Source organism: Halopseudomonas oceani (genome assembly GCF_963677335.1).
Taxonomy (GTDB): domain Bacteria; phylum Pseudomonadota; class Gammaproteobacteria; order Pseudomonadales; family Pseudomonadaceae; genus Halopseudomonas; species Halopseudomonas oceani.
In genome coordinates this window covers 2,425,839-2,451,046 of the sequence record NZ_OY781932.1, presented here as the reverse complement: position 1 = coordinate 2,451,046, position 25,208 = coordinate 2,425,839, and the positions used below count along the sequence as shown (strand labels likewise).

General features: G+C 58.0%; 27 protein-coding genes. 5 read left to right on the top strand and 22 right to left on the bottom strand.

All coding sequences use genetic code 11. From position 1 onward, the window contains the following. Nucleotides 1-43: 43 nt before the first annotated feature. Nucleotides 44-205 (top strand): YqaE/Pmp3 family membrane protein, encoded by a 162-nt coding sequence (locus ACKPCU_RS11635; RefSeq protein ID WP_104738525.1) that lies wholly within the window; start codon nt 44-46, stop codon nt 203-205. 9 nt (nt 206-214) lie between these two features. Here ACKPCU_RS11635 and ACKPCU_RS11630 read toward each other — a convergent pair whose 3' ends face one another. Continuing rightward, on the bottom strand, nt 215-1,372 hold the full coding sequence (locus ACKPCU_RS11630; protein ID WP_321346845.1) for an ABC transporter substrate-binding protein: 1,158 nt from the start codon (nt 1,370-1,372) through the stop codon (nt 215-217). A 166-nt stretch (nt 1,373-1,538) separates the two neighbouring features. Between ACKPCU_RS11630 and ACKPCU_RS11625 the strand changes: the two genes are divergently transcribed. After that, nucleotides 1,539-1,958 (top strand): DUF411 domain-containing protein, encoded by a 420-nt coding sequence (locus tag ACKPCU_RS11625; RefSeq protein WP_321346843.1) that lies wholly within the window; start codon nt 1,539-1,541, stop codon nt 1,956-1,958. Between the two features lie 3 nt (nt 1,959-1,961). Here ACKPCU_RS11625 and ACKPCU_RS11620 read toward each other — a convergent pair whose 3' ends face one another. From ACKPCU_RS11620 to iscR, 10 genes are all read right to left on the bottom strand, one after another. Then, nucleotides 1,962-2,315 carry a YkvA family protein gene (locus ACKPCU_RS11620; RefSeq protein WP_104738522.1) on the bottom strand — a complete coding sequence of 118 codons (354 nt, stop codon included), beginning with the start codon at nt 2,313-2,315 and terminating at the stop codon, nt 1,962-1,964. Between the two features lie 72 nt (nt 2,316-2,387). Then, nucleotides 2,388-3,392 (bottom strand): GGDEF domain-containing protein, encoded by a 1,005-nt coding sequence (locus tag ACKPCU_RS11615; RefSeq protein WP_321346840.1) that lies wholly within the window; start codon nt 3,390-3,392, stop codon nt 2,388-2,390. Nucleotides 3,393-3,521: 129 nt separating this feature from the next. After that, on the bottom strand, nt 3,522-3,938 hold the full coding sequence (locus tag ACKPCU_RS11610) for a SufE family protein (RefSeq protein WP_104738520.1): 417 nt from the start codon (nt 3,936-3,938) through the stop codon (nt 3,522-3,524). Between the two features lie 12 nt (nt 3,939-3,950). Next, on the bottom strand, nt 3,951-4,484 hold the full coding sequence (gene sufT / locus ACKPCU_RS11605; RefSeq protein ID WP_321346836.1) for a putative Fe-S cluster assembly protein SufT: 534 nt from the start codon (nt 4,482-4,484) through the stop codon (nt 3,951-3,953). Between the two features lie 61 nt (nt 4,485-4,545). Further along, on the bottom strand, nt 4,546-4,902 hold the full coding sequence (locus tag ACKPCU_RS11600; RefSeq protein ID WP_104738519.1) for a HesB/IscA family protein: 357 nt from the start codon (nt 4,900-4,902) through the stop codon (nt 4,546-4,548). A 12-nt stretch (nt 4,903-4,914) separates the two neighbouring features. After that, nucleotides 4,915-6,156, bottom strand: coding sequence for an aminotransferase class V-fold PLP-dependent enzyme (locus ACKPCU_RS11595; protein WP_321346834.1), 1,242 nt, complete (start codon nt 6,154-6,156; stop codon nt 4,915-4,917). After that, nucleotides 6,149-7,456: a Fe-S cluster assembly protein SufD gene (gene sufD / locus ACKPCU_RS11590; protein ID WP_321346832.1), complete on the bottom strand. Its 1,308-nt coding sequence runs from the start codon at nt 7,454-7,456 to the stop codon at nt 6,149-6,151. Before sufD ends, ACKPCU_RS11595 begins: the two co-directional genes overlap by 8 nt. A 4-nt stretch (nt 7,457-7,460) precedes the next feature. Then, nucleotides 7,461-8,210 (bottom strand): Fe-S cluster assembly ATPase SufC, encoded by a 750-nt coding sequence (gene sufC / locus ACKPCU_RS11585; protein ID WP_104738516.1) that lies wholly within the window; start codon nt 8,208-8,210, stop codon nt 7,461-7,463. 52 nt (nt 8,211-8,262) lie between these two features. After that, on the bottom strand, nt 8,263-9,699 hold the full coding sequence (gene sufB / locus ACKPCU_RS11580; RefSeq protein ID WP_104738515.1) for a Fe-S cluster assembly protein SufB: 1,437 nt from the start codon (nt 9,697-9,699) through the stop codon (nt 8,263-8,265). A 107-nt stretch (nt 9,700-9,806) separates the two neighbouring features. Continuing rightward, nucleotides 9,807-10,289, bottom strand: coding sequence for a Fe-S cluster assembly transcriptional regulator IscR (iscR, locus tag ACKPCU_RS11575; protein WP_104738514.1), 483 nt, complete (start codon nt 10,287-10,289; stop codon nt 9,807-9,809). Nucleotides 10,290-10,616: 327 nt separating this feature from the next. Here iscR and ACKPCU_RS11570 point away from each other — a divergent pair, with 327 nt between their 5' ends. Beyond that, a complete protein-coding gene (locus tag ACKPCU_RS11570; protein WP_104738513.1) occupies nt 10,617-12,047 on the top strand; it encodes an aldehyde dehydrogenase family protein in 1,431 nt (476 codons plus the stop codon). Between the two features lie 93 nt (nt 12,048-12,140). Here ACKPCU_RS11570 and htpG read toward each other — a convergent pair whose 3' ends face one another. The 4 genes from htpG to ACKPCU_RS11550 all read right to left on the bottom strand — a co-directional run bounded on the left by htpG (nt 12,141) and on the right by ACKPCU_RS11550 (nt 16,063). Next, nucleotides 12,141-14,045, bottom strand: coding sequence for a molecular chaperone HtpG (gene htpG, locus ACKPCU_RS11565; protein ID WP_104738512.1), 1,905 nt, complete (start codon nt 14,043-14,045; stop codon nt 12,141-12,143). A 114-nt stretch (nt 14,046-14,159) separates the two neighbouring features. Beyond that, complete coding sequence (locus ACKPCU_RS11560; protein WP_321346826.1) at nt 14,160-15,125, bottom strand: hypothetical protein; 966 nt, start codon at nt 15,123-15,125, stop codon at nt 14,160-14,162. A gap of 27 nt (nt 15,126-15,152) precedes the next feature. Beyond that, entirely contained in the window at nt 15,153-15,599 is a 447-nt protein-coding gene (locus ACKPCU_RS11555) for a PaaI family thioesterase (protein WP_321346824.1), read from the bottom strand. After that, nucleotides 15,596-16,063 carry a PaaI family thioesterase gene (locus tag ACKPCU_RS11550; protein WP_321346822.1) on the bottom strand — a complete coding sequence of 156 codons (468 nt, stop codon included), beginning with the start codon at nt 16,061-16,063 and terminating at the stop codon, nt 15,596-15,598. The genes ACKPCU_RS11555 and ACKPCU_RS11550 overlap by 4 nt, the downstream gene beginning before the upstream one ends. 149 nt (nt 16,064-16,212) lie before the next feature. Here ACKPCU_RS11550 and ACKPCU_RS11545 point away from each other — a divergent pair, with 149 nt between their 5' ends. After that, the gene (locus ACKPCU_RS11545; protein WP_104738508.1) at nt 16,213-16,404 is read left to right on the top strand and encodes a hypothetical protein; all 192 of its coding nucleotides are present in this window, start codon (nt 16,213-16,215) and stop codon (nt 16,402-16,404) included. A 42-nt stretch (nt 16,405-16,446) separates the two neighbouring features. Continuing rightward, on the top strand, nt 16,447-16,866 hold the full coding sequence (locus ACKPCU_RS11540) for a hypothetical protein (RefSeq protein WP_321346819.1): 420 nt from the start codon (nt 16,447-16,449) through the stop codon (nt 16,864-16,866). A gap of 51 nt (nt 16,867-16,917) precedes the next feature. Here ACKPCU_RS11540 and ACKPCU_RS11535 read toward each other — a convergent pair whose 3' ends face one another. From ACKPCU_RS11535 to lpdA, 7 genes are all read right to left on the bottom strand, one after another. After that, entirely contained in the window at nt 16,918-17,310 is a 393-nt protein-coding gene (locus ACKPCU_RS11535; RefSeq protein WP_321346817.1) for an MAPEG family protein, read from the bottom strand. Beyond that, nucleotides 17,307-18,053, bottom strand: a complete 747-nt coding sequence (locus ACKPCU_RS11530) for a DUF599 domain-containing protein (RefSeq protein WP_104738505.1) — start codon at nt 18,051-18,053, stop codon at nt 17,307-17,309. The genes ACKPCU_RS11535 and ACKPCU_RS11530 overlap by 4 nt, the downstream gene beginning before the upstream one ends. Before the next feature lie 60 nt (nt 18,054-18,113). After that, on the bottom strand, nt 18,114-19,424 hold the full coding sequence (brnQ, locus tag ACKPCU_RS11525; RefSeq protein ID WP_321346815.1) for a branched-chain amino acid transport system II carrier protein: 1,311 nt from the start codon (nt 19,422-19,424) through the stop codon (nt 18,114-18,116). A 74-nt stretch (nt 19,425-19,498) separates the two neighbouring features. After that, nucleotides 19,499-21,304 carry a DUF4153 domain-containing protein gene (locus ACKPCU_RS11520; RefSeq protein WP_104738503.1) on the bottom strand — a complete coding sequence of 602 codons (1,806 nt, stop codon included), beginning with the start codon at nt 21,302-21,304 and terminating at the stop codon, nt 19,499-19,501. Nucleotides 21,305-21,419: 115 nt separating this feature from the next. Continuing rightward, nucleotides 21,420-22,301, bottom strand: coding sequence for a succinate--CoA ligase subunit alpha (sucD, locus tag ACKPCU_RS11515; RefSeq protein WP_321346812.1), 882 nt, complete (start codon nt 22,299-22,301; stop codon nt 21,420-21,422). Continuing rightward, complete coding sequence (gene sucC / locus ACKPCU_RS11510; RefSeq protein ID WP_088274119.1) at nt 22,301-23,467, bottom strand: ADP-forming succinate--CoA ligase subunit beta; 1,167 nt, start codon at nt 23,465-23,467, stop codon at nt 22,301-22,303. Before sucC ends, sucD begins: the two co-directional genes overlap by 1 nt. 293 nt (nt 23,468-23,760) lie before the next feature. After that, nucleotides 23,761-25,197 carry a dihydrolipoyl dehydrogenase gene (gene lpdA / locus ACKPCU_RS11505; RefSeq protein ID WP_321346809.1) on the bottom strand — a complete coding sequence of 479 codons (1,437 nt, stop codon included), beginning with the start codon at nt 25,195-25,197 and terminating at the stop codon, nt 23,761-23,763. Between the last annotated feature and the right edge of the window lie 11 nt (nt 25,198-25,208).

Here is a 25,208-nt window from a genome sequence, read left to right as displayed (position 1 = left end):
GAGTCAGAATTCATGAAACGTCTGGACAAAAGGAAACCAAAGCATGGATCTGATTCGCGTACTGATCGCCATTTTGCTGCCACCGCTGGGTGTCTTCTTGCAAGTCGGTTTTGGCGGCGCCTTCTGGCTGAACATCCTGCTGACACTGCTCGGCTATATTCCCGGCATCGTGCATGCGGTGTGGATCATCGCCAAACGCGACTAACCCACAGCATCATGGACTGGCGGCCGCTTCTGCGGCCTGCAGCCAGCCACGAATGGAGAAGTCATACTCTTTACGCGCAGGATTGCAGACCTTACTGAAACGGCAGTAGTTGACCTGTGGCCGCCCAGCGGCAAGATAGTTCAGGTATACCTCGGCCATCTGCGGGTCAAAGAGCGCAAACATACTGCGCTCCATCTCAAGCCCTTCTGATTCAGCAAAATCAACCCCATGGTCATAGTCGTACAAGACCACCAGCGCCCAGGCTGCGGCCAGGTGGTGCCCTCCAGCCATAGACTGCAACTCACCGTCGAGCAACGATCTGGTGGCGCGCTCGGTCATGTTGACGGTTGATACCAGAAGGTCACGGGCGGGCCTGAGCCCCGCACCACGAATGGCCTCCAGCGCGCCGAAGGCCATCAGGTCGCTACCCGTCCAGAGCAGCCGGGTACGAGGGTAGCGTTTGAGTAGAATCGGCGTCTGATAGCGAGCGATATCTCGCTGCCAGTCAGCATAGACCGTCTGACGCAGTGCCACCTGCGGATACTCGGCAACCGCCAGCTCCATGCCGTAGGTACGTCGCCGGGAGCTGTCGGTTGCACGATCACCGGATATAGCCAGCATTTCCAGCATCACTTCGTCTGGCGACTGAAATTGGGCTAGCCCCTGCCTGATCAGAGCCTGTGCAGTCAGATACCCCGCCTCTTGTGCGTTTGGCACCAGACTTCCCAACCAGTAGTGCAAGTGCTCTCGCGGATAACCAAGCATGCCTCGCTCAGCGTCCTGCACCCCGTTGTAGGCAGAAAAAACACGAACACCAGCGCGCTCGGCAATCTCAAGCTGGCCCGGTAATGTCTGCTTGTCTGCAGCAACCAACAGATAATCCGGCCGCCGCTCCGCCGGCCGCCCGACCACTTCACGGGCGAGACTGAGCTGGGCCAAGTGATTGCGCTCGGCATAGAGGATTTCAAGTTCAATGCCGAGACTGCCTGCCGCGTGCTGCAACCCTTCCGCAGCATCGACCCAGAAGGGTTCGTTGGACTTGCCCGGGCTGATGAAGACGACCTGCATCGCCACCGCCGGCTGTGCTAGCAGCAGACACAGCAACGCCAGCGAGCCGCAACGGCGGTAATAGCGGTGGTAATACAGGTAATTGAACAGACTGGACACGCCAGGAAACATGGTGCAACGACCGCATGCAGGTTTGAACAGAACCTCAGGGTGACACCCAAGCGCCAAACGGATAGTCTCGAGCCTCCCCTTCAAGCGCCGCAATGGTACCAGAGCAGCTAGCCTGGCGCAGCGTCGCAAGTCAGAACGAGCAGGAGAACCTGAAATGAAAAAACTGTTTGCTGGCGGTCTGATGCTGCTTTCCAGCGTCGCCCAGGCGGCCGAAATAGAGGTGTACCGTGACCCATCATGCGGCTGCTGCCATGCCTGGATTGAGCACCTGGAAGAAAACGGCTTCGAAGTCACCGACCACGTAACTTCGCAGGTAGTCGCACTCAAGCAGGAACTGGGCGTTTCACCAGCCCTGCGCTCCTGCCATACCGCCGTTTACAAAGGGATTTTTATCGAGGGCCACGTGCCAGCCAGCGACATTCTGGCCCTGGACGACACCAGCGACCTGCGTGGACTTGCAGTGCCGGGCATGCCTGTCGGCTCACCAGGAATGGAGATGGGAGACCGACACGACGCCTACCACGTCATCGCGGTTGGCGCTGATGGCAGCCAGCGCGTTTACAGCGAGCATTGACGCTCAACGCGCCTCATCAACCTCTTCGATGAACGGGCCGAACCAGCTGTCTGCACGGCGTCGGGCATCGGCCTGCACATCGCTGTCGATGTACATCGCAACCATCGCCAGCGCACTGGCAAACACGCCCAGATCATCGGTGAAACCGAGCAGCGGCGTGAAGTCCGGGATCGCATCCAACGGAGCAATGAAGTACGCCAGGACACTGACGATGACCGCTTTAGCCCACGCAGGTGTCTCCGGGCGACGCGCAGCATAATAGAGGCACAGCGCCTTCTCGACGACTTCACGTCCTGCCAGCCGCGCATGAGAACTCAGCTTTCTCCAGAACTCGCGATCAGTAAAGGTTGCTTTCATGGGGTTACCCTCCATACCACGTATATCAGCCGATAGTAGAGAGGCTGCCGATCAGCTGCAAGCTGATGAACATCAGCGACCAGCAATAGCCACGCAGTCACGGCCGGCATCCTTTGCCGCATAGAGACATTCATCCGCCTCCTTTAGCCAGTGCTCGCGCTCCGCGTGGGCACCCAGCAAACAACCACCGATAGACACCGTGACAGGCTTACCATCGGGGCGTTTCAATCCTTCACGCACGCACTGCTGGATCTTCTTCGCGACCCCGGATAGCCCCTCATCATCAACCTTCGGAACCAGCAGGACGAACTCTTCACCCCCGAGACGAAACAAGCGGTCTGAGGCCCTACAGGCATCGCTGACCAGGCGCACAAAGCGAACCAGCACATCGTCCCCGGCCGCATGGCCAAACTGGTCGTTGATCTGCTTGAAGTGGTCCAGATCCATCACCAGTAAGCCAAAACTCAGGTCATAGCGCTTGCTGTCGGCCAGTGCAATATCCAGCTCGCGATCCATGGTCCGGCGGTTCCCTATGCCGGTAAGCGGATCTTCCGTCGCCAACTGGGAAAGCTGTTTGCGCTGCGCCCTGCCACGAAAGGCGAACACAAAGGCAAACAAGCTGGCCAGCTCATAAGTCACGATAAACGAGCCCATCTGATAGCCGCTCGCAAACACCTGCCCCGGATGCAGCCAGCCAAACAGGCACACCGCTGCCAACGTTACCTGAGTAACGATGACGCTCTGCAGCGGCGGAACCACGAAGAAGTTGAACAGAATCAGGACGTACATCCAGAACACGCCGTTGGTACCCAGCTTGATGCTGACCAGAAATGCGCCCAGTGAGTAAATGGCAGCAAGAAATTGTCCGGGCCGAATGGTATCGCCGGTACGCCAGGCGTAGACCACCGCCATCAGCGTGCTGCTGACGAGAAAGGTATCGGTAAGCCCCACCAGCCAATTGCGTTCACCCAACCGGTAGACGGCATAGGGAGTCACGCCCAGAACGGCGAGGACACCGACCAGGGTAATGATGGACAACTGAAAGTCATCCCTCAGTCTGGACCAGAAGGTGCGCATTCAGAAAACTCTTATGTTGTTATTTTTATAGTCTGCCGCACGACATCAAGCCTGCGGGACAGGTCGCGACGCGACCATAGCTGTTGTCTCAGTCAAGCACAACCGTCACGTAAGCGACAGGCATAACGCTCAGGCTGCAGCTGCAGCCTGGATACGCTGAACCATCGCCCGCAGGCCATTGCCACGGGTCACGCTGAGGTGCTTGAGCAGGTTCAGTTGAGTGAAGTAGGCTTCAACGTCGAAGGCACGAATCTCCTCGACACGCTTACCGTTGTACGCTGCAAGGACAACGGCAAGCAGCCCCTTGACGATAAAGGCATCACTGTCAGCGTCAAAATACAGCCTGTCACCGTCGCGGCGACTGACCAGCCAGACCTGGCTTTGGCATCCACGCACCAGGTTTTCTTCAGTACGCTGGCTCGGATCCAGCTCGGGTAATTCCCTGCCCAGATCAATGATGTACTTGTAGCGGTCTTCCCAGCTGTCGAAAAACGACAGGGTATCAACGATATCCTCACTGGTGATTTCCGTACCAAATCGACTCATGTGCTGCCGTCCTCAGAAAAACATGCCGGTTTCGAGCTGCGCTTCTTCGCTCATCATATGCCGCTGCCAGGGTGGATCGAACACAAGGTCAACCTTGACCTCGTTGACGTTAGGCACCAGCTTGACGCGATACTCGACGTCGCCAACCAGTACCGGTCCCATCCCGCAGCCGGGCGCGGTAAGCGTCATCTGGATGGTCACCTTGTGGGCAGACTGGTCGACGGCGACATCATAAATCAGCCCCAGATTGACCAGGTCGACCGGAATTTCCGGATCGTAGACAGTCTTGAGGGCGTCCCAGACCTGCTCCTCCCGAATCTGTTCATCGACTGGCTCCGGGAAGGACAGCAGCTCGGGCTCCAGCCCAAGCGCCTCGGCATCGGTGCCATCAACACGCACCATCTGACCGTTGTAGGTCACAGTGTAGTTGCCGCCAAGCGCCTGGGTGATAGTCACGAAGGTATCTTTGGGGATGGTCAGGGGTGTTCCATCGGGAACTCGGCGTGCCGGACAATCGGCCCGGGCTACCACCATGCGACGTTCCATCGGGTTTCCTCGAAAAGATAACGGCCCGCCCCCGCAGGCGAGCCGTGAACAGGACAGATGATCAGTTGACGCTGAAGCTCTCGCCGCAGCCGCATTCGTCCTTGACGTTAGGATTGATGAACTTGATCTGCTGGTTGATGCCCTCGCGGACCAGGTCAATCTCGGTACCGGAGAGTACCTGCAGGCTGTTGCCGTCCACCAGCAACTCGACCTGATCGTCAAGCTGGTAGTGCAGGTCGCTATCGCTCGCCTGCTCCACCAGATCAATGGCGTACATGAAGCCGGTACAACCGCTCTTTTTCACGCTAAGACGGACAGCCTTGCCCTGCTGACCACTCAGCTGACGACGGAAATGTGCCAATGCAGCCGGAGTAACCGTAACCGCCTGCTGTTTGGGATCAAAGGATTCAACGCTCATCTGCAGTACTCCTTAAATCAGAAACTGCCGTACTTTTTCCAGCGCTTCAAACAGCCTGTCAATATCTGCACGGGTGTTATAGAAAGCCAAACTGGCCCGCACCGTGCCCGGAATACCAAGCTGCTCCATGATTGGCTGCGCGCAATGGCTACCGGTGCGAACCGCCACGCCCTGCTGATCCAGCAGCATACCGACATCATTAGGGTGCGCGCCTTCCAGCAGGAAGCTCATCACGCTGGTCTTGTGTGCAGACGTGCCAACCAGGCGAACACCGGGGGTTGCCCGTGCGCGCTCTTCGGCATAGTCCAGCAGAGCCTGTTCATGGGCTGCAGCCCCGGCGCGATCCAGCTGGTTCAGGTAGTCGATGGCGGCACCAAAGGCGATCACCCCGGCAATATCCGGAGTACCCGCCTCAAACTTGTAGGGCAGCTGGTTGAAGGATGTGCCGGCGAAACTCACGGTCTCGATCATCTCGCCACCACCCTGATAGGGCGGCATGGCCTCCAGTAGATCACGCTTGCCATACAGCACGCCGAGGCCGGTCGGACCAAACAGCTTATGTGCAGAGAAAGCGTAGAAGTCACAATCCAGCGCCTGAACATCCACTGGCCAGTGACTGACGGCCTGCGCACCATCAATCAAAACCAGCGCGCCCACCGCGTGGGCCAGACGCACCACATCGGTAACCGGATTGACGGTGCCCAAGGCATTGGAAACGTGGCCACAGGCAACCATCTTGACACGCTCATCGAGCATTGTTTCCAGCGCCGCCAGGTCCAACGTGCCGTTGGCGTCCACTGGAATAGGTTCAACGCTGGCCCCCTTCTCCGCCGCCACCAGTTGCCACGGTACGATGTTGGAATGGTGTTCCATTGCCGAGACCAGCACCCGATCTCCCGCCTGGAGGTTGGCTCGCCCCCAACTGGCGGCCACGAGATTGATACTCTCGGTGGTGCCGCGAGTCCAGATCACCTGGCGCGCTTCAGGCGCGTTGATAAACTCGGCGACCTTGACTCGCGCAGCCTCAAACTTCTGCGTCGCCCGGTCCGCTAGCGCATGCGCACCACGGTGGACGTTGCTGTTGTCCTGCTCGTAATAGTCAACCAGCGCCTGAATGACCGCGCGCGGTTTCTGGGTGGTCGCGGCGTTATCGAGATACACCAGCGGGTGGCCGTTGACCTCCTGATTCAGAATCGGGAAATCGGCACGCACACGCTCGGCGTCAAACGGCAGCCGCTTCGTGAGATCATTCATAGCCAAGCTGCCCTACCATCTCGCTGGGTTGACCGAACAGCGAGACCAGGCGAGGACGCAGGTAATCCTGCACAGCCTGTTCCGGTACCTGACTCAGCAGTTCGTTGATAAAGCCAAAGCTCAGCATAGTGATCGCATCGGCCTTGGATACACCGCGACTCTGCAGGTAATACAGCGACGTCTCATCCAGCTGGCTGATGGTTGCACCGTGGGCACAGCGCACGTCGTCTGCGTAGATTTCCAATTCGGGCTTGGTATTGATCTCGGCGGAGCGCGAAGTCAGCAAGTTTTTGTTGCTGAGTTCAGCGAGCGTCTTCTGCGCCTGCGGATGAATGTGAATGCGGCCATTGAATACGGCCTTCGCCGAGTCACCGATGATGCCGCGAAACACCTCGTTGCTGGTGCAATGTGGCACGCAATGCTCAACATTGGTGTGATAGTCGATGACTTGGCGGTTACGCGGCAGGTAGATGCCGTTCAGATCCAGGTGCGCACCTTCGCCCAGCATGTTGACCTGATAGTCGATGCGCTTTAGGCGACTGCCCTGAGCCAGCGTAAAGCCGTGGAAACGGGCATCACGCTGCAGGTTCACATGCACACCACCAACATGCAGCAGGTCTTCCTGCTCCAGATTGATACGATAGTGCTGAACTTGCGCATTGTTGCCCACAACCACTTCAGTCAGGCTGTTTACAAAGCCGTTTTGCGCATGCACATCTGATGCGTAATGCTCGATCAGTTCAGCCTCGGCGTTGTCTTCCAGCACCAGCAGCAGGCGCTGACTGGCAGCGACCGGGGTACGCTGTGGCGTACTGATATTGACAACGTAGAGCGGTTTTTCCAGGCGCTGATTACGCCCGACATGCACCAGCACACCGTCAGCAGCCCAGGCATTGCTGAGCGCTGCGAACAGGTGCCGATCACTGTCGACTACCTGCCCCAAGTGCTGCCGAATCAACACCTGCTGGGCGCTGTCAGCCTCACCAAAACGGACAATCCCCGTCGGCAAGCTGCTTGAATGCTCGGCACTGAATCGGCCGTTGATAAACACCAGACGGGTCGCGTCCAGCTCAAGCTGTTCGACATCAGCCAGCGCCTGCGCGTCCGAGGCAGAACCCCAATCGAGCTGCGAGTATTGCTGCAGCGGAGCCAGCGACAGGTACTTCCAGTTTTCGGTCTTGCGGCCCGGCCAGCTGGCCTCGGCCCAGGTGCTGGCGCCCTGCTTGCGCAGGTCAGCCAACCACTCGGGAGACTGTTGCTGTGCAGCGAGCTGCAAGGCCGTCTGTTGAAAATCACTCATCGGATCAGACCACCTCGCTTTCAAGCCAGCCGTAACCCTTGGCTTCCAGCTCCAGAGCCAGACTCTTGTCGCCGGATTTGACGATGCGGCCACCAGCCAGGACGTGCACGTAATCCGGCACGATGTAGTCCAGCAGACGCTGATAGTGGGTTACCACTAGGAAGCTGCGCTTGCCGTCACGCATCGCGTTAACGCCGTCGGCAACCACTTGCAGGGCATCGATATCCAAACCGGAGTCAGTCTCGTCGAGAATGCACAGATCCGGTTCCAGCAGCATCATCTGCATGATCTCATTGCGCTTCTTCTCGCCGCCGGAGAACCCTTCGTTGACGCCGCGCTTCAGGAAGCTGGCGTCCAGGTTGACGCGCTTGCAGGTCTCGCGTGCCAGCTTGAGAAAGTCGACCGAGGAAATCTCATCCAGCCCCCGGTGCTTGCGCTTGGCATCAACCGCCGCCTTGAGGAATTCCATGTTGCTGACGCCGGGAATCTCAACCGGGTACTGAAACGCCAGGAACAAACCTTCACGTGCACGCTCCTCGGTTTCCATCTCCAGCAGGTCGTGCCCCTTGAAGGTGACGCTGCCGGCAGTGGCTTCGTAACCGGGCCGACCAGAAAGCACGTTACCCATGGTGCTTTTGCCTGAGCCATTGGGGCCCATGATGGCGTGAACTTCGCCTGGCTTGACCTCGATGGACAGGCCTTTGAGGATATCTTTCTCTTCAACTTTCGCGTACAAGTCTTTGATATTTAGCATCATTTATGCCTGATAAATTACTTTAACCGTTTTGAGCTGCACCAACAGGCAATCAGCCCACAGAACCTTCGAGACTGACCTCAAGCAGCTTGCCGGCTTCCACCGCAAACTCCATTGGCAACTCTTTGAACACCTCGCGGCAGAAGCCGTTGACGATCATCGAGACCGCCTTCTCAGCGTCAAGGCCACGCTGCTGGCACAGGAACAACTGGTCATCACTGACCTTGGAGGTTGTTGCCTCGTGCTCCACGACGGCGCTCGGGTTCTTGCTTTCGATGTACGGGAAGGTGTGCGCACCGCAGCGATCGCCGATCAACAGCGAGTCACACTGGGTGTAGTTACGCGCCCCTTCGGCACCTGGGTTGATACGCACCAGGCCACGATAGGCGCTATCACTGCGCCCGGCAGAAATGCCTTTGGCGACGATGGTCGAACGGGTGTTCTTGCCAAGGTGAATCATCTTGGTCCCGGTATCGGCCTGCTGGAAATTATTGGTCAGCGCAACCGAGTAGAACTCGCCTACGCTGTTGTCGCCCTTGAGGATGCAGCTCGGATACTTCCAGGTGACGGCAGAACCGGTTTCGACCTGGGTCCAGGAGATCTTCGCGTTGGTGTGGGCAATGCCACGCTTGGTCACGAAGTTGTAGATACCGCCCTTACCCTCCGCGTTGCCCGGATACCAGTTCTGCACGGTAGAGTACTTGATCTGCGCGTTATCCAGCGCGACCAGCTCAACAACCGCGGCGTGCAGCTGGTTCTCGTCACGCATCGGCGCAGTACAGCCTTCCAGGTAGCTTACATAGGAGCCTTCGTCAGCGACGATCAAGGTGCGCTCGAACTGCCCGGTGTTCATCTCGTTGATGCGGAAGTAGGTCGACAGCTCCATCGGACAGCGAACACCCTTGGGGATGTAGACGAAGGAGCCATCGGAGAACACTGCGGAGTTCAGTGCTGCATAGAAGTTGTCTTTCTGCGGTACAACGCTGCCAAGGTACTGTTTGATCAAGTCTGGGTACTTGTGCACGGCCTCACTGATCGGGCAGAAAATGACGCCTGCCTCGTAAAGCTTCTCGCGGAAAGTGGTAACCACGGAGACCGAGTCAAAGACTGCATCAACGGCAACACCCGCAAGCATTTCCTGCTCATGCAGCGGAATGCCCAGCTTTTCATAGGTCGCCAGCAGCTCAGGATCAACCTCGTCGAGGCTCTTGGGCTTGCTGTCCATGCTTTTCGGGGCCGAATAATAGGACACCGCCTGGAAGTCGATCTCCGGGTAATGCACGTGAGCCCAGGTCGGCTCATCCATTTCCAGCCAGGACTGGAATGCCTTGAGTCGCCACTCGAGCAACCATTCAGGCTCGCCCTTCTTGGCCGAAATGAAACGGATCACGTCTTCATTGAGCCCCGGAGGCAGGGTTTCAGACTCGATGGCCGAGTGGAACCCCGCCGCGTAGTCCTTCCTGATCAGGCTTTCGACTTCTTCAGTCACGGTATCACCTCAATATTACAGCCGACGCTGATAGCGCGACTGCCACTTCTTGATTCAGGCACGCGTCCACCCGGTGGCGCTGCATGCGTGGAGAGTTCTACGACTCTTTAAATAATTCGCTCGAGCGCGCTGATGCTGCTACGCACGTTGGTAGCGCAATGATCCTGCCGCGAGCTGACGCGCTGAATATCTTCGCGCGAAACCAGATCGGCCAGACTGATCTCATCGAGAAACTGGCGCAGCCTGGCGCTCAGGTCAGACCAAAGATGGTGGGTCAGGCAGACAGCGCCGTCCTGGCAGTCGCCCTTACCCAAACAGCGCGTCGCATCCATCGAGTCGTTCACTGCCTCGACGATCTGCGCAACACTGATTGCCGCCGCCCCGCCTGCCAGCTTGTAGCCGCCGCCGGGGCCGCGAACACTCTCGACCAGCTTGCCGCGACGCAGCTTGGCAAACAGCTGTTCAAGATAGGAAATGGATACGCCCTGACGCATGGAAATGTCAGCCAGCGTGATGGGGCCCTGGTCCTCGTGCAACGCCAGATCCAGCATAGCTGTAACGGCGTAACGACCCTTGGTGGTCAATCGCATAGACGCTCTCGAGCGGATAAATTCACCGCTGCACTATGCAATATCCAAGCATTTCAGTCAAGTATTACCCCTTGCCGGCCGCCGTATTATAGAGCGATGCGCACGGTATCGAAAGGCGACACCAGAACGTCAATTACACTGCTTCACAAGAAATCAGCTGAAGCGCCACCAGCGACAATGCTATCGTTGATCGCCTCAGGGAGGCTCGACCCAGTTCTGCGCGCTGCGAACAGCGCTCAGCCGGCGTCACAGCTTCGGCACACTGCCGGAGAAACGCTGGGCTCGATCAGCCTCCCTCGACACACCTATAACAAGGAGCCATGCAGAATGAGCCATCACCAGCAGTTCTACATCAACGGTCAATGGGTATCGCCCAAGGGCACCCAAACCCTGGATGTCATCAACCCGGCCACCGAAGAAGCCGTTGCCACCATCGCGCTTGGCAACAAGGAAGACGTTGATCTCGCGGTAGCCGCCGCCAAAGCCGCCTTCGACAGCTACTCCAACACGACCCGCGAAGAACGCATTGCTCTGCTGGAGCGCATCATCGAGGTGTTCAAAAAGCGCATGGGCGACGTTGCCGTTGCCATCTCCCAGGAAATGGGTGCTCCGGCAAAACTGGCGAAAGCTGCCCAGGCGCCGTCCGGACTGGGACACTTCGTTACCGCTCTTGGCGCACTGAAGGAGTTCGAGTTTGAAGAAACCATCGGTACCACTCTGGTAACCAAGGAGCCGATTGGCGTATGCGGCCTGATCACCCCGTGGAACTGGCCCATGAACCAGCTCACGTGCAAGATCGCACCGGCGCTGGCAACTGGCTGCACCATGGTGCTCAAACCCTCTGAAGTCGCACCGCTGTCGGCACTGATTCTCGCCGAGATTCTGGAAGAAGCAGGCGTACCAGCCGGCGTGTTCAACCTGGTCAATGGCGATGGCCCGACTGTGGGTGCTGCCATGTCCGGTCACCCGGACATCGATATGATGTCGTTCACCGGCTCTACCGCTGCTGGTCGTCAGGTGATGACCAACGGCGCGCAAACCATCAAACGTGTTGCACTGGAACTGGGCGGCAAGTCAGCCAACATCCTGCTCGACGACGTCAACTTCGAGAAGATGGTTGCCCACGGCGTCATGTCCTGCATGAACAACAGTGGCCAGTCCTGCAACGCACCGACCCGCATGCTGGTTCCCAACAGCCGTATGGACGAAGTCGCGGCGATTGCCCAGGCCGCTGTTGCCAAAGTCAAGGCAGGCGATCCAAATGCAGCCGACACCGTTATCGGCCCGGTCGTCTCCAAGGCCCAATGGACCAAGATTCAGGACCTGATCACCGCTGGTATCGAAGAAGGTGCCAAGGTAGTCGCAGGTGGTCCTGGCCGCCCGGAAGGTCTGGACAAAGGCTACTACGTCAAGCCGACTATCTTCAGTCACGTCACCAACGAGATGACCATCGCCCGCGAGGAAATCTTCGGCCCGGTGCTGTCGATCATTGGTTATGAAGACGAGGACGACGCGGTACGCATCGCCAACGACACCCGTTACGGCCTGTCCGGCTATGTTTCCTCTAGTGATCTCGACCGTGCTCGCAAGGTTGCCCGCCGTATTCGCACGGGCATGGTGCACCTGAACGGCGCTCAACTGGATCCGCGTGCGCCCTTTGGCGGTTACAAGGAATCCGGTGTCGGCCGCGAATGGGGTCACTACGGCTTCGAAGACTTCCTCGAGGTCAAGTCGATCTTCGGTTACAACCAGGCCTGATCCTGCGGTACCGATAGCAAAAAGCCTCTGCCCTTACGGGTAGAGGCTTTTTTATTGCCACTGCGTGGGCGCCGCAGCACCCACGCCTTCTGATTACCGACTGAGTTCAACCAACAACGCGTTGAGACGTCGCACGTAAGCCGCCGGGTCATTCAGCGACTCACCTGCCGCCAGCGCCGCCTGATCAAACAGGATACGACTCAGGTCACCAAAACGTTCCTCATCCTGCTCTCCGTCCAAACGATCGAGCAGCGGATGCGCTGGATTGATCTCCAGGATCGGCTTGCTTTCTGGCGCCTTCTGCCCGGTAGCCTCCAGGATGCGGCGCATTTGCAGCCCCATATCATCCTCGTTGATTACCAGTACCGCCGGCGAGTCGGTCAGACGATGGGAGACTCGCACCTCCTGCAGGTCGTCCTTCAACACCTCCTGGATGCGCTTGACCAGATCGGCCTTCTCTTGAGCGGCCTTTTCCTGCTCCTGCTTGTCCTCTTCACCCTCCAGCTTGCCGAGGTCGAGGTCACCGCGAGCCACATCGACAAACTGCTTACCCTTGTACTCGCTCAGGTGGCTCATCAGCCACTCGTCAATACGATCCGTCAGCAGCAGTACTTCGATACCCTTCTTGCGGAAGATCTCCAGGTGCGGGCTGTTCTTAACCTGCGCGTAACGCTCGCCAGTCAGGTAGTAAATCTTGTCCTGCCCCTCAACCATTCGCTCGAGGTAGGCGTCCAGACTGACCACTTCACTGTCGTCAGTCTGCGCGGTTGATGCAAAACGCAGCAGGCCAGCAATTTTCTCACGGTTGCCAAAGTCCTCTGCCGGACCCTCTTTCATCACGCTGCCAAAGGCTTTCCAGAAGGTGGCGTACTGCTCCGGTTCCTTCTTGGCCATCTTCTCCAGCATGTCGAGCACCCGCTTGGTCAGCGCCGACTTCATGCTATCGATGGCCGGATCTTTCTGCAGAATCTCACGCGATACGTTCAGCGACAGGTCGTTGGAGTCGACCACACCCTTGATGAATCGCAGGTACAGCGGCAGAAACTGTTCGGCGTCATCCATAATGAACACCCGCTGCACATACAGCTTCAGGCCACGCGGCGCCTCGCGCTGATACAGGTCAAACGGTGCGCGGCCCGGCACATACAGCAGACTGGTGTATTCAAGCTTGCCTTCAACCTTGTTGTGACTCCAACTCAGCGGGTCCTCAAAGTCGTGGGCTACGTGCTTGTAGAACTCCTTGTACTCGTCATCCGAGACCTCGGTACGGCCGCGAGTCCAGAGCGCGCTGGCGCGATTGACACTCTCCCATTCCGGCTCAGTCGGTGCATCCTTCTCCTCACCGTGGTGCTGCTTGGGCAATTCAATCGGCAGGGAGATATGGTCCGAGTATTTGGTTACGACATTGCGCAGACGGAAGCCATCAGCAAACTCACTCTCAGCGGCTTTCAGGTGCAGCACAATGCGGGTTCCGCGCTCGGGCTTCTCAATTGTGGCGATACTGAACTCGCCCTCACCGGCTGACTCCCAGTGCACCCCCTCTTCCGCCGGCAGACCCGCGCGACGGGTAAAGACTTCTACCTTGTCGGCAACAATGAATGCGCTGTAAAAACCGACCCCAAACTGACCAATCAGCTGGGAGTCTTTTTTCTGATCACCAGTCAACTGCTGCATGAATGCGGCGGTGCCGGATTTGGCAATGGTGCCCAGATGGTCAATGACTTCCTGACGGGACATGCCAATGCCGTTGTCTTCAATTGTCAGGGTGTTGGCTGCCGGATCCGCGCTGATACGAATACGCAAATCAGGCTGATTCTCCAGCAGCGCCGGAGTGGCTATCGCTTCGAAGCGCAGCTTGTCAGACGCGTCCGATGCGTTGGAAATCAGCTCACGCAGGAAGATTTCCTTGTTCGAGTACATCGAATGAATCATGAGGTGAAGCAGTTGCTTGACCTCAGTCTGAAATCCGAGTGTTTCCTTATGAGCGTCCACGGTCATAACGAAGTGTCTCCATTGATGCAGTTCAGGGCGAGCCGGTCAGGCCGGCGATGCATCTAGAGATGGGGACAATTTGAGTACTTTCAAGGCCCTGCAAAAAAAGGGCAGTACACATCAGCGACGTGCGCGAGTCTCGATCAGGACAACATCTTCAGGATGAAACTGGAAGTCCACCTGATTGGCACCCTGTGGCAGCGACAAAACGATACGTCGATCACCGGTGACCTCCTTCAACACACCTTCGTAGCTGCGCCCCGTGACAGTGAGCACCCGGGCGGACCGGCCAATGAAGCGTGCCGGGCTATCCAGCAGCGTTTGCAGGTTCAGTTCCCGCCATCCGGCAGGTTCAACCACGACCGGAGGTGGTTCGACAGGCGCTGGCGCAGGCGCACTGAGTGACTTGCCCAGCCAGTCAGGCTGACCATCCAGTAGAACCCGCCCACCAAGGCGCGTTGCATGGTCTGCGGGCAAGTGCAGATGAACGGTCATCTCGGTTTTGCTAGCGCCTACCGGAGCCAGAGCAATACTCAGGCTGTAAGCGGATGGGATACGGCGCAGACCGGGGGCTGTCAGGGCACCGGTGTACCATTGAATAACCAACTCGGGCCAGGGACCATCGTCACCGGGCAACAGGTCAATCGCCGTGCCGTGCAACAGCGCAGGTGCCTTGTCAAAACGGACCACCAGCGAACGCAGAGTCCGGTTAGCCGCGGTCTCGGCGAAAATCAGTTGATCACCACGCCAGTAGACGTTGTCAGGCACAAAGGGTTGGCCCATGAGCGTCCCGCTAAGCGCCGCCGACGCCGGGGTTTCCGCCCAGTTACCACTCAACAGGCGGTCAAAGCGTTCGGGTTGATCACGATACAGCAAGCCCACCCCGGCCACGACCGAGACCAATGCGATAACCAGCAACACCCGCGGCAACACGGGATAACCGCGACCACGCAGCAGCGGTGTAATCACTGGCAGCAAGGTTGCGACCATCAAAGGCCCCGGGCCCAGACTCAGGCTGGCAAATACCAACCACGCCCAGGATACGGCTAGCGCAACCATTCCCCCCAGAATCAACAAGGCTTCCATGTCGCCTGATCTTCTCCGATTAGCGATCTAGTCCAGTTTGAAGTGCGCACGCGCCGTCGCGATCGGTTCGCTGGAGTGCGTTTGCCAAGCAGTGATAGCGACGTTACCTACCCGCCGACCCTGACGCCAAACCTGGCAGGTAGCGTAGGTATCACGGTACAGCCCAGCGCGCAGGTAATCCACCGAGAAGTCGATGATTTTGGGAAACACCTCACTGTTCATGAACATCATCAGGTGAAGCATCGCTGACTGCTCCATGAATCCGGCGATTACGCCACCGTGCAGTGCAGGCAATACCGGGTTGCCAATGTTGAGCTCCTGACGCGGCAGCGTAAAAAAAGCCTCGCTGCCCAGCCGCGTCACTTGCATGCCAATCATCCGGGCATAGGGAATCAGCTCAACCAGCGCGCTGTAGTTGCCCGTCTCGTGGGACCGGGTAATAAGCTCCTGAACCTGCGGCTCACTCAGACTCATGCTTCCCCCTGATCAATCTGTTTGCCCAGGTCCGCCTGATGAACGGCCTTGCCCATGCGCATGAAGGTGCCGACCACATGGGCAATCGGCTGCTCGCGATCATCCTGGTAGGCCACGCCACGGGTAAAGATGACCGTCGGCGTTACCCGATAACATTCAGCGAAACCGAAGATCGGTTTACCCGGCTCGGCCGGGTGCATGTAGTCGATGCGCAGGTCCAGCGTCGGGCAGATTTCGAACTCCGGCAGGTAGCAGACGGTCGAGATACCGCAGCAGGTGTCCATCAGCGTGGTAATGGCCCCGCCGTGGATGACGCCGGTAACCGGATTTCCAACGATCTGTTCGCTGTAGGGAAGGCGCAGAACAAGCCCGCTCTGGTCGGCGCTCTCCACCGTTATCTGCAAATGCTGACAGTGACGCAACACGGATAGAAAATTGCGCGCGCGCAGTTCAATTTCGCTCATGAACGCTGTGACCTTGGCGTAGCTAGTCAATAAGGCTGAGCATAGTACCCAGAACCTGAACTAGACTCCATAAGTTGGCCTCAGATTGAACTTTGCCGCCGGCGGTGAGCACTAACTCCTTGAATCCACTGATCTGCAGGAGTATTCAGATGAATCGTAAAGGATATGTTGCCGCAGCACTGGCATTAACTGCGAGTCTTTGGCTAACCGGGTGTCAGCAAGAGCCCGAAGACAAGATGGAAGACGCCAAGCAGGAAATGTCGGATGCCGTAAACAGCATGGGTGACGCTGTCGAAAGCACTGGCGAGGCCATCGAACAGAAAGCCCAAGAAGCACAATAAGAAGGGGCAAAGGTATCGCCCTGACTATCAAGGAGAGAGCAAATGAAGAAAGTAGCTGCCACAATGGTACTGATGGCGGGCGTAGGTCTTATGGCCGGCTGCCAGGAAAGTGCAGAAGACAAGATGGACGACGCCCGCGAGTCAATGTCGGAAGCAGTGGAGAGCATGAACGATGCCGCTCATGACGTCGCCGACGCGACCGAGCAAAAGGCACGTGAGATGACCGGCAACGAGCAGACTGCTGGTGAAGTAGTGCAGGAGAAGGTCGAAGCGGCTGGCGAGCAGGTTGAGGAAGCCTACGATGCGACCAAGGAAAACGTAGAGCAGGCGTACGACGCCACCAAGGAAAATGTCGAGCAGGCGTACGAAACATCCTCCGACTATGTAGAGGAGAAGGCAGACGCTGTGCAGGAAGCGGCTACCGAATCCAAAAACGAGATGGAGAAAGCCGTAGAGGAATAAACTCTATGGAGCAGGCATGCCGCCCGGCATGCCTGCCTTCACTCCCTCTCTTCACCCCAGCGCGGGGATCAGCAGCAATCCCAGGCAGCAGACAAAACCAACAATCCACGCCAGACTGCGCAGCGTTGCCAGATTCATCAAATACAGCACGCTATAAGCTATCCGGCAGGCAATAAACAGCAGGCACAGCACGTTGGCCAGGCTGCCGCCAGTGCCTGTTACCAGAACCACTAGCACCCCTGCTGCGAACAACGGAAACCCCTCGATCATATTCTGATGAGATGCCAAAGCCCGTGCGCCCCACCCGGTCAGTGCCGCCTGTTGCGCCCGCGGGTGGGCGTTGTCATATCCCTTGCCTGAGCGGCCCTGGGCGATGGCGACAGGAACCTTGGTAAACACCAGCAGCAACGCTGCAATAAACAAACACCAAAGAGGCACACTCATTCCGTTTTCTCCATTTGTGCAGACGGGGGTATCGGCGCCGGGCTGAACATCATGATGTGCAGCACATCCGAATGAAACTCACGGCGATACAGTACCACCACCACACCGGCGACGGTCAGAATGAACAACAGCGGATTGATGAACCAAGTGAGCGTACCCAAAGCAAAATAGTATGAGCGAAGGCCCAGGTTGAACTCATTGCCGGCCATGGACAACACCCGAGCCATACGCTCGGCATAAGCGTTGCGCTCTGTCTCGGTCACATTCTTCTCACCTAGCAGCGGCGCAGATCCCAGCAGTACCGAGGCAAAATTGTACTGGCGCATGCCCCAGGAGAAGGTGAAAAACGCATAGACAAAGATCGCGGTCAGCACCAGTAACTTGAGCTCGAATATCTCGCGCCCCACTTGGGCAACAAAGGGCAGTTCGTGCAGCAGCACAACTGCCTTGTCTGATGCCCCGATAACGGTGATCAGGCCGGCAAGAATCAGCAGCGTACTGGATGCGAAAAACGACGTGTTGCGCTCCAAATTGCCGATAACGCTGGCATCGGCCATACGCTGCTCGCGCATCAGCAAACGGTTCATCCAGTCTCGACGATACAGATGCAAAACACTGGCAAGGCAAGCAGTATCTCTGCCCTTGCGCAATGCATATAAGGTGTAGCCCACCCAGCAAAGCAAAAACCAGCTGACCGCCAGCAGGTTGATCCAAACACTTCCCGCATCCGGAATCGACAGCATTACCTCTCCTCAGATACCACCAGTACATCTGTAGCCGGGCACCCCATGGCGCCTGGCCCGTTACCGTCGCAGACTACCGTGACGCAGATACTCGACGAGTATAGCTGCCAGCAGGGTCACAGCGACCGGCAGCAGCCATCCAAGACTTTTATCTGACAACGGTAATGCGTCAATCCATGCCCCGGCACTGCTGATCAGTCCCGCGGCCTTCAAACCATCAATCACACCAAACACCAAGGTAACCAGCATCGCCGGGCGCATCAGATTCTGCGGGCGAGCCATGGAGGCACACAACAGGCTCATGCTTACCAGCACGATCGCCAGCGGGTAAAGACCGACCAGCACCGGGATTGAAAAGCTGATCAAACTATCCAGCCCCTGGTTAGCCACGGCCATGCTGAACAAGCCAAACACCCACACTATCAACTGGTAGCTGACCGGCAGCAGGCGGCTGAAGTACTCACCACAGGCAGTTAGCAAGCCGACCGCTGTGGTCATGCACGCCAGGATAATCACCAGAGCTAGCAGCGCGCTGCCAGCAGTACCAAATCGGTGCTGCACGTAAGAGGCCAGAATCTGCCCGCCATTTACCCCCGACTCGACCAGCGCACCGCTGGTGGCGCCAAGGTAGAACAGTGCCAGATACACCGTCGACAGGCCCGCAGCAGCGATCACTGCGGCCAACACGGTGTAACGAGTAATCAGACGATTCTCGCTTACCTGACGGTCACGAATAGCGGTAGTAATAACGATGCCGTACACCAGCGCGCCGAGTGTATCCATGGTCAAGTAGCCCTGCAGAAACCCCTGAATCAGGGGCGCAGAACGGTACTGCTCGGTCGGCGCGTGCATCTCGCCCGCAGGGAACAACAACGCCGCGATGCCAAGCAGGAACAGTCCCGACAGCAGTATGGGGGTAATGTATTTACCGACTCGGTCGACCAGCTGCCCCGGCTTCAGGGCGAGAAAGATAACCACTGAAAAATAGACAACCGAATAACCCAGCAAAGCTAGCCAGCTATCCTGAACAAAGGGCACCACACCAATCTGATAGGAGACCACCGCCGTGCGCGGCGTGGCAAACAGCGGCCCGATAGCGAGGTACACCAGAACGCTGAGCAGCACACCGGCAACCCGTCCAAGCGGCCCCGTCAGCGGTACAAGACCACCGCCGACGCGCGCAAGCGCAATCAGGGTCAGCAGCGGCAAACCGACGGCCGTAATCAGAAAGCCAAAAGCCGTCGGCCAGATATTCTCACCGGCAGCCAGGCCTGCACTCGGTGGAAAAATCACGTTGCCTGCACCAAGAAACAGGGCAAACGTCATAAAGCCGAGAGCCAGTACATCAATGGGAGTAAGTTGTTTGGTCATAGAATCTTGTTTGGGTGTTCGCTGTACGAGTGACTGCTCCCTGCACCCTCGAACATGGATAAAGGCAAAGGACGCTACCGGCAACCGCCGGCAGACCAGATAGTCGTGGGAATCCGGAACTGATCAAAAATCACGTCCCGTAGTTTTTTGGCGGCAAATTCTACCTTGTTCTGTACAACCGCATCGAACAAAGCCGCCGGGCGGTAGTCCGCTGAACTGCATCCATCGAGCGATTGGGCTGCTCCGAGGCGGCCTCGCATCTGCCACTCGCCCTGCTCGTTAGTCAGCCAGATTCTTCCGAATGGCGGCACATCCTGCACGTCACGGCTGAGCACAACGAACCCCTGCTCACCCTCTTCCTGCAACCTCACCGCCCATATCAGGCAACCGTTACCATCGGCCACCTGAGCGCGACAGCCAGCCATAGCAGGTTGCTCCAACAACTTGTCGAGCAGCGATTGTGGCACTACCTCGCCCCGGGGAAAAACCGGCAAGGACGCCAGCTTCTCTTCCAGATGGGTGCGAGTGTCACGCGTTCGGCCCAACGCCTGCAGCGCCATCGCTGCAAGCCTGGCAGAGGATCCACCACCATCAACCGGCTCTCTGGCCAGCTCCATCAGAGCAGCAACGCCGTACCCTGCCCCCTGCCTGGTGAGAAAGTTGATCAACGCCTGATCATCAACCTGCCCACGGTGCATGCGCTCCATCTGGCTATCAACACTCAGGCGCCGTGGATCAAGCGGCCCACCCAACAGCAGAACCACCGCGAGCACCGTTGCTGCCGATGCCAGCACGTTGGTCGCCGGCATAAGCCTGCCAGGCAAACGGCCAAGCAACGTCGCCAGGGCGTCCAATGCATATCCGCCGACCAGCAGACCGATAATAAGCACCACCAGCACGGCCCAGATACGCTCCGGCGTCAGACCATACTGGTCGATACGCAGGCTTAGAGAGTAGCCCGCAACGATCACCATCGGGAGCAAGGCCAGCTTGCCAACCGCGGTGAGAAGGCGCATTGCCCGATGCCGTGAGGTCATTTGCGCGCCCCCACGGGAGGCAAGGTTGAGGAGCAACAAACTTAGCGCCGCAAACCACAGCAACAGCGTTGCCGCTCGCCCCGTCGACAGCAGGCGATCAATGCCCTGCACACCCCAGCTCGCAACAAAGCAAATCCCCAGCAACGCGGCCAAGGGATACAACCAGCCACATAGCTGCTGCGAACGCTGATATACAAAGTCAGTCACCCGGTGCGTGCGCACAACAACCGACACGGCGTGGGAAAACACCAGGGTACTCAAAGGAATGGAGAACCAGGCCTGTTCTATCAGGTCAGACAGAAAGCGCAGCTCAATCAATTTGAACAGCCCGGCCGCCGAGGCCAGAACGCCCCAGAACAAAGCCAGCACCAGCGCGGATTGGGCCAGCAACAGCGCGTTGCGCAGCAACGCATCTACCCAGCGCGCATAATCAATACGCCACCTGCCCCGCTGCAAAAGGGCCAGCGCAGGCACCAGCAGAAAGGCAACGATCCCCAGAATCAGAGCTGGCGCGAGATAATCACCCACCTGCGCCGGCGTCCAGCCCGCGGCATCACTTCGTCTCCCCAGGCTGCTGGCTGTCAGCCCTTGATGCAGGCCAATCAGCGCTGTTACCAGCGCAACGCCAATACTCAGCAACCAACGCCGCACCGCCGTTGCCTCGCTGGCGCAGTAGAAACTCAGCGGCAGAAAGATCATGACCATGAACAGCGGAATATAGGCCGCAGCATGGGTGGCAGGCCAGACGTGCAACTCTGCCGACTGATACAAACCATAGGCCAACATGGCCTGCAAGCCGCCCACCATCAGATGCAACACACTGATCCGGTCAAAAGCTTTCATGTGAACTCTTCCTGCGCGCAACGCGTCCGTTCCTGCAAACGTGCATAAAAAGCATGGCAGATAAAACAAAACCCCGCCGAAGCGGGGTCTTGTCACTACCTGTGACCAATGACGCTTACTTCATGGTCCAGCCAGTCAGTTCTGCCAGCGCAGCGCCGATTTCGGCCAGCGAGCGAACAGTTTTAACGCCTGCGTCTTCCAGAGCAGCAAACTTCTCGTCTGCAGTGCCCTTACCACCGGAGATGATCGCACCAGCGTGACCCATACGCTTGCCTGCCGGAGCAGTAACACCAGCGATGTAGGAAACAACCGGCTTGGTGACGTTGGCCTTGATGAACGCAGCTGCTTCTTCTTCAGCGCTACCGCCGATCTCACCGATCATGACGATCGCTTCGGTCTTCGGATCGTCCTGGAACATCTTCAGGATGTCGATGAAGTTGGAACCCGGGATCGGGTCACCACCGATACCAACGCAAGTGGACTGACCGAAGCCGGCGTCAGTGGTCTGCTTGACCGCTTCATAGGTCAGGGTACCGGAGCGAGATACGATACCGACCTTGCCCGGCAGGTGGATGTGGCCCGGCATGATACCGATCTTGCACTCACCGGGGGTGATAACACCCGGGCAGTTCGGGCCGATCAGACGTACGCCCAGCTCGTCACACTTGACCTTGGCGTCCAGCATGTCCAGCGTCGGGATGCCTTCGGTGATGCAGACAATCAGCTTTATGCCGCTGTTGGCCGCTTCAAGGATGGAGTCCTTGCAGAACGGAGCCGGAACGTAGATCACGCTGGCTTCGGCGCCAGTTACTTCAACTGCTTCAGCAACGGTGTTAAACACCGGCAGACCCAGGTGAGTGGTACCGCCCTTGCCCGGTGTTACGCCACCAACCATCTTGGTGCCGTAGGCAATCGCCTGCTCGGAGTGGAAAGTGCCCTGCGAGCCGGTGAAGCCCTGGCAGATGACCTTGGTGTCTTTGTTGATCAGGATGCTCATTATTTACCCTCCGCGGCCTTGACGACTTGCTGGGCAGCGTCGGTCAGACTGGTTGCAGCGATGATGTTCAGGCCACTCTCGGCCAGTACCTTGGCGCCGAGATCGGCGTTGTTGCCTTCCAGACGAACAACAACCGGTACCTTAACGCCTACTTCTTTAACGGCGCCGATGATGCCTTCAGCAATCATGTCGCAGCGTACGATACCGCCGAAGATGTTAACCAGAACGGCCTGTACGTTGGAGTCGGACAGAATGATCTTGAACGCTTCGGTAACGCGCTCTTTGGTCGCGCCGCCGCCTACGTCCAGGAAGTTGGCCGGCTTGCCGCCGTGCAGGTTAACGATGTCCATAGTGCCCATGGCCAGACCGGCACCGTTGACCATGCAGCCGATATTGCCTTCCAGAGCAACGTAGTTCAGTTCGAACTTGGCAGCGTGGGCTTCACGCGGATCGTCCTGAGACGGATCGTGCATGGCCCGCAGCTTGGGCTGACGGTACATGGCGTTGCCATCGATGTTGATCTTGGCGTCCAGGCAATGCAGGTTGCCGTCTTCCTTGATCACCAGCGGGTTGATTTCCAGCAGAGCCAGGTCGTAGTCGGCAAACAGCTTGCCCAGGCCTACGAAAATGTTGGTGAACTGCTTGATCTGGTCGCCTTCGAGGCCCAGCTTGAATGCCAGCTCACGGCCCTGATAGGGCTGCGGGCCAACCAGCGGGTCGATGGTTGCCTTGAGGATCTTCTCGGGGGTTTCTTCCGCAACCTTCTCGATCTCGACACCACCTTCGGTGGAGGCCATGAAGACGATACGGCGAGTGGAACGATCAACTACCGCGCCCAGGTAAAGTTCCTTGGCGATGTCGGTGCAGGACTCAACCAGAATCTTGCTGACCGGCTGACCATTGGCATCTGTCTGATAAGTAACCAGACGCTGACCCAGCCACTTCTCGGCGAAGGCTTTTGCATCTTCCTTGCTCTTGACCAGCTTTACACCGCCGGCTTTACCGCGGCCACCAGCGTGAACCTGAGCCTTGACGACCCACATGTCGCCGCCAATCTTGTCACAGGCTTCAGCCGCTTCTTCCGGAGTGTCGACAGCAAAACCCTTGGATACTGGAAGGCCGTATTCAGCGAACAGCTGCTTCCCCTGATATTCGTGAAGATTCATGCTTTTCTACCGTTTTGATCGTGTAGGAATTACGTTTTATAGCCACTGTCCTAGGGGACCGTAACCACCAATGCCGTTCTGCCGGAGACCTGCTGACCCGCACATGTCTCATCCTTTACATGCCCTGCTGCCTGCACTCGCCCTTTTCGACGGGCTCGTGACGGGCAAACCGGCATCCGGCAACACGGCTGACCACCCTATCGTGGCCTGGCCGATTGCTCGGCCAAAGTTGTCCTTTAAGCTGCGCCGTTGACCCGACTGTCGCACTGCGACCGCCGGGTCAGCGCGCTATATTAACGCTTCTTGCGGTTGGCGACATGAATTGCGTGGCCATTTACCGCCAGTGCCGCTTCATGCAGGGCCTCGGACAGCGTCGGGTGCGAGAAGACCATCATGCCCAGATCTTCAGCGCTGGTACCGAATTCCATCGCAATGGCGCCCTGCTGAACCAGTTCGGCAGCGCTTGGGCCAATAACGTGAACGCCCAGCACGCGGTCGGTCTTGGCATCGGCGATCATCTTGACGAAGCCACCGGTGTCGTTGGCAGCAACCGCGCGACCGCTGGCAGCAAACGGGAAGACACCAACGTTGAACTCGACGCCTTCGGCCTTGAGCTGCTTCTCGTTCTTGCCGACCCACGCGATTTCCGGGTGGGTGTAAATAACAGACGGGATCAGGTCGTAGTTCATCGCCGCCTTGTGGCCGGCAATGCGCTCGGCAACCATTACGCCCTCTTCCGACGACTTGTGGGCCAGCATTGGGCCGCGAACCATGTCGCCGACGGCGTAAACGCCCGGCACGCTGGTTGCGCAGTAGTCGTCGACGTAGACCATGCCGCGCTCGTCCAGATCGACACCACAATCAGAGGCCAGCAGGTTTTCGGTGTACGGACGGCGGCCAACGGCCACGATCAGCTTGTCAAAGGTCAGTTGCTGCTCGCCTTCGCTGTCGGTAAACGACACGGTGACCTGCTTGCGCTTGATCTCGGTACCGGTAACCCGAGCACCCAGGCGAACCTGCAGACCCTGTTTGGTAAAGGTCTTCAGCGCTTCCTTGGCAACCTGTTCATCAGCCAGGCTGAGGAACGAATCCAGCGCCTCGAACACAACTACTTCAGCGCCCAGGCGGCGCCATACCGAACCCAGCTCCAGACCGATCACACCAGCACCGATAACGCCCAGTTTCTTCGGTACAGAGGTGAAGTCCAGAGCACCAGTGGAATCAACGACAATATCGTCGGTCAGCGGTGCCGGCGGAATATTGATCGGCACAGAGCCGGAGGCCAGAATCACGTTTTCAGCGTCCAGCACAGTGACAGTGCCGTCCGGCGCGGTCACTTCAACTTTCTTGCCTGCCAGCAGCTTGCCGTGACCTTCGATGCTGGTCACGCCGTTGGCCTTGAACAGGGTGGCAACGCCGCCGCTGAACTGCTTGACGATCTTGTCCTTGCGCTCGACCATCGCCGGGACATCCATGCTGATGCCCTTGACGTCGATACCATGGACCTTGTAACCCTCTTTGGCCTCATGGTACTTCCAAGTGCTGTCCAGCAGCGCCTTGGACGGAATGCAGCCAACATTCAGGCAGGTACCACCAAGGGCGTTCTTGCCGTCCTTGCCGACGTATTTTTCGATACAGGCGGTCTTCAGACCCAGCTGCGCCGCGCGGATGGCAGCGACATAACCGCCGGGGCCCGCGCCAATGACTACCACATCGTATTTCTGACTCATGAGCAAATCCT